7 protein-coding genes are annotated in these 7430 nt (G+C 70.0%); 2 read left to right on the plus strand and 5 right to left on the minus strand.

The window, feature by feature from the left end:
* Positions 1–24: 24 nt before the first annotated feature.
* From E1262_RS05005 to lspA, 4 genes are all read right to left on the minus strand, one after another.
* Positions 25–906: a carbohydrate ABC transporter permease gene (locus E1262_RS05005; protein ID WP_132101907.1), complete on the minus strand. Its 882-nt coding sequence runs from the start codon at positions 904–906 to the stop codon at positions 25–27.
* A complete protein-coding gene (locus E1262_RS05010; RefSeq protein ID WP_238992834.1) occupies positions 903–1715 on the minus strand; it encodes a carbohydrate ABC transporter permease in 813 nt (270 codons plus the stop codon). Before E1262_RS05010 ends, E1262_RS05005 begins: the two co-directional genes overlap by 4 nt.
* 156 nt (positions 1716–1871) lie before the next feature.
* Entirely contained in the window at positions 1872–3140 is a 1269-nt protein-coding gene (locus E1262_RS05015) for an ABC transporter substrate-binding protein (RefSeq protein ID WP_132101909.1), read from the minus strand.
* Positions 3141–3246: 106 nt separating this feature from the next.
* Positions 3247–3834 (minus strand): signal peptidase II, encoded by a 588-nt coding sequence (gene lspA, locus E1262_RS05020; RefSeq protein WP_203453548.1) that lies wholly within the window; start codon positions 3832–3834, stop codon positions 3247–3249.
* A gap of 82 nt (positions 3835–3916) precedes the next feature.
* Here lspA and E1262_RS05025 point away from each other — a divergent pair, with 82 nt between their 5' ends.
* A complete protein-coding gene (locus E1262_RS05025) occupies positions 3917–5284 on the plus strand; it encodes an NAD(P)H-quinone dehydrogenase (protein ID WP_132101910.1) in 1368 nt (455 codons plus the stop codon).
* Between the two features lie 56 nt (positions 5285–5340).
* Positions 5341–6897, plus strand: coding sequence for an HNH endonuclease signature motif containing protein (locus E1262_RS05030; protein WP_132101911.1), 1557 nt, complete (start codon positions 5341–5343; stop codon positions 6895–6897).
* Here E1262_RS05030 and E1262_RS05035 read toward each other — a convergent pair.
* On the minus strand, positions 6894–7367 hold the full coding sequence (locus E1262_RS05035; RefSeq protein WP_132101912.1) for an NUDIX hydrolase: 474 nt from the start codon (positions 7365–7367) through the stop codon (positions 6894–6896). The genes E1262_RS05030 and E1262_RS05035 overlap by 4 nt on opposite strands.
* Between the last annotated feature and the right edge of the window lie 63 nt (positions 7368–7430).

The following is a 7430-nucleotide window of genomic DNA, read 5'->3' on the forward strand; positions in this document are numbered from 1 at the left end:
TACCGCGCGGGCGGGTGCCCGCTCTCAGCCCTTCACGCTGCCTGCCGTGAGCCCGGCGACGATCCGCCGCTGGAACGCCAGGGCCACGATGATCATCGGGATCACCACGACGACGCAGGCCGCCGTGATGGTGCCGATCGGGCGCTGGAACTCGACCTGGCCGGTGAAAGCCGCGATCGCCACCGGCACCGTCTGGGCCACCTCCGGGTTGCGTGGCGCGAACGTGCTGGCGAGCAGGAACTCGTTCCATGCCGTGACGAAGATGATGATCGCGGCGGCGAACACACCCGGAGCCGCGAGCGGGAAGATGACCTTGTAGAAAGCCTGGAACGGTGTCGCGCCGTCGACTCGCGCCGCCTCCTCGAGCTCCTTGGGGATGGCCGCGTAGAACGTCGTCAGGATGAAGATCGTCAACGGCAGCGTGAACGCCGTGTACGGGATGTACAGGCCCTCCCAGGTGTTCAGCAGACCGAGGTTGCGCCACAACTCATACAGCGGCGGCACCAGTGCGACCGGCGGGAACAACGACACCGCCAGAACGCCGGTCAGCAGCAGGATCTTCCGCTTCAGTGGCAGCCGGGCCAGCGCGTAGCCGGCGAGCGAACCGATCACAATGCAGATGATGGTCGTCATGCCGGCGATGGCGAACGAGTTGCGCAGGTTCAGCTGGAAGTCCTGCTCGAACACGTTGCGGTAATTGTCCAGGCCGAACGGCCCTTGGAAGATGTCGGGACTGTTCAGTGCCCGGTCGCCCAGCTTCAGGCTGGTCATGATGAGCCAGAAGAACGGGAACAGACACCACAGCAGGATGATCCCGAGCAGCCCGGTCTTTCCCCACAGCCGCGCGCCCTCGCGGCGCGGTGTCGCCTCGATCTCGCGGCCCGGAGCCGTCGCCACGTCGCTCATCGCTCTGCCCCTCTGCCGACCATGATGTCCCGGCCGAGCATCCGCACGAAGATCAACCCGATACCGAGGATGAGCACGAACGTGATCGTGGACAACGCCGAGCCGAAGCCCGGGTCGGGTGTGCGCACGACGAATTGCTGGACGAGCACCGACAACGACTCCGTGTCGAACGCACCGCCCGTCATGACCACGACCAGGTCGTACACCCGCAGCGCGTCGACCGTGCGGAACAGCAGCGCCACCAGGATCGCCGGGCGCAGCAGCGGCAAGGTGATGTACCAGAGCCGCTGGAACGCGTTGGCACCGTCGACCAGACCGCTCTCACCCATCTCGGCAGGGATCGTCTGCAGCCCGGCGAGCAGCAGCAAGGCGACGAACGGTGCCGTCTTCCAGACGTCGGCGAACACGATGGCGAACGTCGCCCACCCGGGTTGCCCGATCCAGCTGAAGTCGCCCAGCCCGAAGATGGTGTTGATGAACCCCGGCGTCACGTTGAACATGAAGAACCACATCTGGGCGGCGATGACGGTCGGGATCACCCAGGGAACGAGGATGGCTGCCCTAGTGATCCCACGACCGCGGAACGTCCGGTTCATCAGGAGCGCGAACCCGAGACCGATCAGGAACTCCGCCGCCACAGATGTGACCGTGAAGGTCAGCGTGAACTGCAAGGCCGACCAGAAGCGGCCATCGGTGAGGGCGTCGACGTAGTTGTCGAGCCCGCCGAAGCCGGTGCGCTGCCGGCGGGTGTACGAGTAGAGGCTCAGGACCATCGCGTAGATGACCGGGAACAGCGCCACCAGCCCCATCACCAGCAGTGACGGTGCGATGAACAGTCGCGCGAGCGCGCGCTCGGAGAGCCCCTTCCGCCTGGCGCGCGGACCGCCTCGGCCAGTAGGAGCACGATTTCTCTCTGGCGGGGCGGTCCGTGTCTCGGCCATGGTGAATCCCTGCTCGCTCTCGGCCTACTCGATGGTGCCTTCGAGGAAGTCACGCACGCTCTCGACGGCACTCTGGATGTCGCCCTGGCCGTTCACCGCGGGATGCAGCGCGCGCTGCATCTCCACGCTGATCTCGTTCCACTGTGGTGCGGGCGGCCGCGGCTTGGCGTCCGGGAGTACCTCGCCCAGCAGCGCCATCACCGGGTCGTCGCTGAGATCCTCGTAGACCGACTCCATGGTGGGCGGCACCGACGCCTCGGTGGCCAGCAGCGTCTGCGGCTCCGGGTCCGTCGCCGCCCAGGTGACGAAGTCGATCGCCGCGTCCTTGTTGTCGGAGAACGCGCTCACCGCGTTGTTGAACCCGCCGAGGGCCGAGATGGTCCCCTCACCGGTGACCGTGGGCAGCGGCGCGATGTCGAAGTTGCCGTTGGCCGGGCTGCCCGTGTCCTCGTTGACCAACCCGTACACGTACGGCCAGTTACGCATGAAGACGACGTTGCCCTGCTGGAACTCGTTGCGCGCCGGCTCCTCCTGAGCAGTGTTGAAGCCGGGTGCATAGCAGCCCTGAGCGATCGCATCGGCCATGAACTGGGTGACCTGGGCCGCGAGCTCGGTGTCGAACAGGACTTCGGTCTGGTCCTCGTTGTACAGCTCACCGCCGGCGCTCCAGTAGTACTCCAGCCAGTTCACGACGAAGCCTTCGTACTGCGCGCCCTGCCCGATGAACGGTTGGATGCCGGCCGCCTCGGCGGCGGCCACACCGACCTGGCACAGGTCCGCCCACGTCGTCGGAGGCTCCTCGACGAGGTCGGTCCGGTAGTAGAGGAACCCGGCGTTGGTGTTGTACGGGGCCGCCCAGAGCTCACCGCCCCACGTGGCGGACTCGAACGCTCCGGGAAGTGACGCCTCTTCGATCTCGGCGCGTACGTCCTCCAGGCTCTCGACCCAGCCGTTCTCCGAGTACTCGCCGGTCCAGATCACGTCCACACCGAGGACGTCGAACCCGCTGCCCTCGGCTTGCAGCTCGAGCGCCTGCTGCTCGCGCTGCTGATCGGCTTCCTCCGGCAACAGCTCGATGCGGATCGGGTTGTCCGGGTTCTGCTCACTCCAGAGCTCGGCGACCTGCTGATGGACACCGCCCGGCTGGGCTTCGGCGCCGCCGATGGCCCAGACCAGCTCGCCGCCGGCCTCGCCGTCGCCGTCGTCGCCGTTGTCGTCACCACCAGGCGTACACGCCGCCATGACGAGCACGAAGGCACCGCCAGCGGCCAGCCACGTCATTGCCTTTCTCATCGATCCGCCTCCTCACGGCCACGGATGTCGTGACCATGACGTTCCCCGGCTCGGCTTGTGCAAACGTGGCGAAGGGGGACGGCCGCTGGAGGCCGGGCGATCGACGTCAGGCGTCGTCGGATGGGGCAGGCGTGGCTCCGTCGGGGGAGGCGGCGCGGCGGGCGCCGTCGATGCTCACGCCACGCCAGGTGAGGATCGCGATCAGGACGGCCGCGGCGGTGATGGCGATGTCGGCGACGTTGCCCACGAACAGGCCGCCGTAGTCGATGAAGTCGACGACGTGCCCCTCGGGGAAGCCCGGGTCGCGGAACAGCCGGTCGATGAGGTTGCCGAACGCGCCGCCGAGCAGCAGCCCGAGCGCGATCGTCCAGGGCGTCGAGCCCAGCTTCGCCGACGCCCGGATCACCGCCGCGATCACCACGACCACGAGCAGCGTCAGGAGCCAGGTCAGGCCGGTCGCGATCGAGAACGCCGCGCCGGAGTTGTAGAGCAGCCGCAGCTGCAGCAGGTCGCCGACCAGCTGGATCGGCTCGCGGCCGGCCAGTTCGCGCTCGGCCCACCACTTCGTCAGCTGGTCGATCGCCGTCAGCACGACGGTGATGGCGGCGAGCCGGCCGAGCAGCCGCCAGTTGGTCGGCGCGGGAGCCTGAGGGACGGACGCGCCGGGCGTGGGCTGGTCGGGCGTGGTCGGCACGGTGTAAGGGTGCCATGCCCGTCGGGCACGCCCGGTCACCGGGCGGGCGACGCGATGTGTGAGCGTACGGGACAATGGCGGGGTGACACGTGTGGCGATTGTCGGTGGCGGACCCGGTGGCTACGAGGCGGCGCTGGTGGCGGCGCAGCTCGGAGCGGAGGTCACGCTGGTCGATCGCGACGGCGTCGGCGGCTCGGCCGTCCTCACTGACTGCGTGCCCAGCAAGACCCTCATCGCGACCGCCGAGGTGGTCAGCGACGCCGCTGAATCCGCTGAACTGGGCGTCGAGCTGGGCCACGACTCCGTCGGCGTCGATCTGCGACGCGTCAACCAGCGGGTGCTCGCGCTGGCCAAGGCGCAGTCGGCCGACACCACGGCGGCGGTCGAGAAGGCCGGCGTGCAGATCCTGCGCGGCTCCGGCCGGCTGGCGCCCGGCGACCGCGTCGTCGTCGACGAGGGATCCCACGAGTTCGTCGCCGACGTCGCGCTGCTGGCCACCGGCGCGCGGCCGCGCATCCTGCCCGAGGCCGAGCCCGACGGCGAGCGCATCCTCACCTGGGAGCAGGTCTACGACCTCGACGAGCTGCCCGAGCACCTGGTCGTCGTCGGGTCCGGCGTCACCGGCGCGGAGTTCGCCAGCGCCTACAACGCGCTCGGCTCCGACGTCACGCTGGTGTCGTCGCGCGACCGCGTCCTGCCGGGCGAGGACGCCGACGCCGCGTACGTCCTGGAAGAGGTGTTCGCGCGGCGCGGGCTGAACGTGCTGTCGAAGTCGCGGGCGGCGTCGGTGCGGCGCGAGGGCTCCGGCGTCGTCGTCAGCCTCACCGATGGGCGGACGGTGCGCGGCTCGCACTGCCTCATGGCGGTCGGCTCGGTGCCGAACACCGAGGGGCTCGGGCTGTCCGAGTGCGGCGTCGCCCTCGACGACCGCGGTTTCGTCAAGGTCGACCGCGTCTCCCGCACGTCCGCCCGTGGCGTCTACGCGGCCGGCGACGTCACCGGCGTCAACATGCTCGCGTCGGTGGCGGCCATGCAGGGCCGGACGGCGATGTGGCACGCCCTGGGCGACGCCGTGTCGCCGTTGAACCTCAAGACGGTCGCCGCGAACGTCTTCACCGACCCCGAGATCGCGACCGTCGGCTGGAGCCAGGCCGCCGTCGACGCCGGTGACATCGACGCCGTCGCCGTCAAGCTGCCGCTGGCCACCAACGCTCGAGCGAAGATGCTGGGCATCCGCGACGGCTTCGTGAAGCTGTTCTGCCGGCCGGGCACCGGCATCATCGTCGGCGGCGTGGTGGTGGCACCGCGGGCGAGCGAACTGATCCACCCGATCTCCCTGGGCGTCGAGGCGTCCCTCACCGTCGACCAGATGGCGCGCGCCTTCACCGTCTACCCGTCGCTGTCCGGCTCGGTGGCCGAGGCGGCGCGCCAGCTGCACCGCCGCGACTGAACTGGCGCATCTCGCCGGCTCCGACCTTGTCGGTGGGGGTCGGTAAGATCAGTTGCATGTTCGAAGAAGCGCTACCGACTGCTCCGTCGCCGGGAGTCGACCCGGTGACGGGGCAGCTGGTGGCGTGGCATCCCGAGCGGGGTGCGTGGGTGCGGTTGGAGCCGTGCGATGCGGTCGATGCCGAGCTCGACGCCCTGTTGGATCGGGTGGCGCGCGAATACGCCGATGTGCCGGCCGCCGGGGTGTTGCCGTTCGACCTCGACGAGGTGCCGGCGGGTCCGGAGCTGGCCGCCCGGCTGGGCGGCTTCGATCCGACGGTCGCCGGCGGGCACGATCTGGTGGAGGCCGCCGTCGGGCTGGAACGTCTCGAGGCCTGGGTGGCGGCCAGGAAGGCCGCCGTACACGCGGCGCTCGCATCACGAGCAGAGATGCGCCCGGACCACACCGGGTACCGGTCGGTGAACCCGGTGACGAACACCGCGACCGCGGTCGCCGGGCGCTGCCAGCTCACCACCCCGCAGGCGGAGAACATGGTCGGCCACGCCCTGCAACTGGTGCTCGACTTCCCCGACACCCACGCCGCCCTCGAGGCCGGGATGATCGATCTGCGGCGGGCGCGGGTGATCACCGACGAACTGGGTGGGCAGGAGCTGCACGTTCGGGAGCGGGTGGAGGCGGCGGTGCTGCCGAAGGCGCCGTTCCTGGACTCGGTCGCGTTGCGGAAGCTGATCAAGCAGCTCCTGCATGAGCTGGCACCGGTGGAGACCGCGGAACGGCACGAGCTCGCCCGCGACCGCCGCTACGTCGCGGTGACGCCCGCCAGCGATGGGATGGCGTTCTTGGAGGCATTTCTGCCGGCCGAGGATGCCACCGCGTTCGACACGGCGCTGAACGCCGCGGCGGCGGATGCCAAGCGTGCCGACGCCGTCGCCGGGCGTCCGGCGCGGACGAAGGACCAGCGCCGCGCAGACGCCCTCGCCGAGCTGGGCTGGGCCGCCCTCACAGCCTGCGCCGACGGTGCCACCGCTGGCACGACGACGAGCGACGTGGCCGACCAGACCACCACCCCCTCCGCCACCGGCGATCCCACACACGGGGTGGCCGCTGTCGCCGGTCGCGCTGCCGGCACGACCCCGCGGCGGCGGCCGATCAGCGTCCACGTCACGGTTCCGTTCGCCACGCTCATCGGGCTGAGCGACGGGCCGGGCGAGCTGGAGGGCTACGGACCCATCCCTGCCCACGTTGCCCGTAAGCTCGCCGCCGAGGGCGTGTGGACGTGGCTACGCACCGACCCCGGCACCAGACAGGTCCTCGACCTCGGGCGCACGACGTACCGCCCCACGAAGGCGTTGGCGGACTTCATCGTCGCCCGCGACCGCACCTGTCGCGCCCCCGGCTGCCACCGACCAGCCAGAGCCGCCGACGTCGACCACATCGAGCCCTTCGATCGAGGCGGCACCACCTCGGCAGGCAATCTCCAGAGCCTGTGCGAGACCCATCATCTGATCAAACATCACTGTCACTGGACCGTCGAACGACAACGCGACGGCGCCACACTCTGGACCGGCCCCACGGGCCATCGCTACCTGAAGCCGTCGGCGCGGGCAGGCTAGGGCTGGACGAAGTACGGTGCCGGCTCGTCCTTCAGCGCGTGCGCCAGCCGCTCGCGCATGTGCTCGGCCAGCGGAGGCAGGTCATCCGGCGCGAACCACGCGACCGCCAGCGACTCGTCGTCGTTCACCCGCGCCTCGCCGCCGACCGGCCGGCAGCGGAACGCGATGTCGAGGTACTGGACGCGGTCGCCGTTCGGGTAGGTCGCCGGCGGGTCGGTGATGACGCTGCTGATCCGCTCGACCTCGACCCGCACGCCGGTCTCCTCGAACGCCTCCCGCACGACGGCGACGGCGGGCTGCTCGCCGGGCTCGAGGATGCCGGAGATGAGCGCCCACTGCCCGGTGTCGGAGCGCTGGTGCAACAGCACCCGTCCCTCCCCGTCGACGACGACCGCGGTCACGCCGGTCAGCCACAGCAGGTCGTGGCCCACATGCTCGCGCAGGGTCAGGATGAACTCAGGAGTCGGCACGGGTCAGGACGCTACCGGGTCAGTCTCCGCCGAACCCACCGCCGAAGTCGCCCCCGCCGAAGC

This window comes from Jiangella aurantiaca, from assembly GCF_004349105.1.
Classification (GTDB): Bacteria; Actinomycetota; Actinomycetes; order Jiangellales; family Jiangellaceae; genus Jiangella; species Jiangella aurantiaca.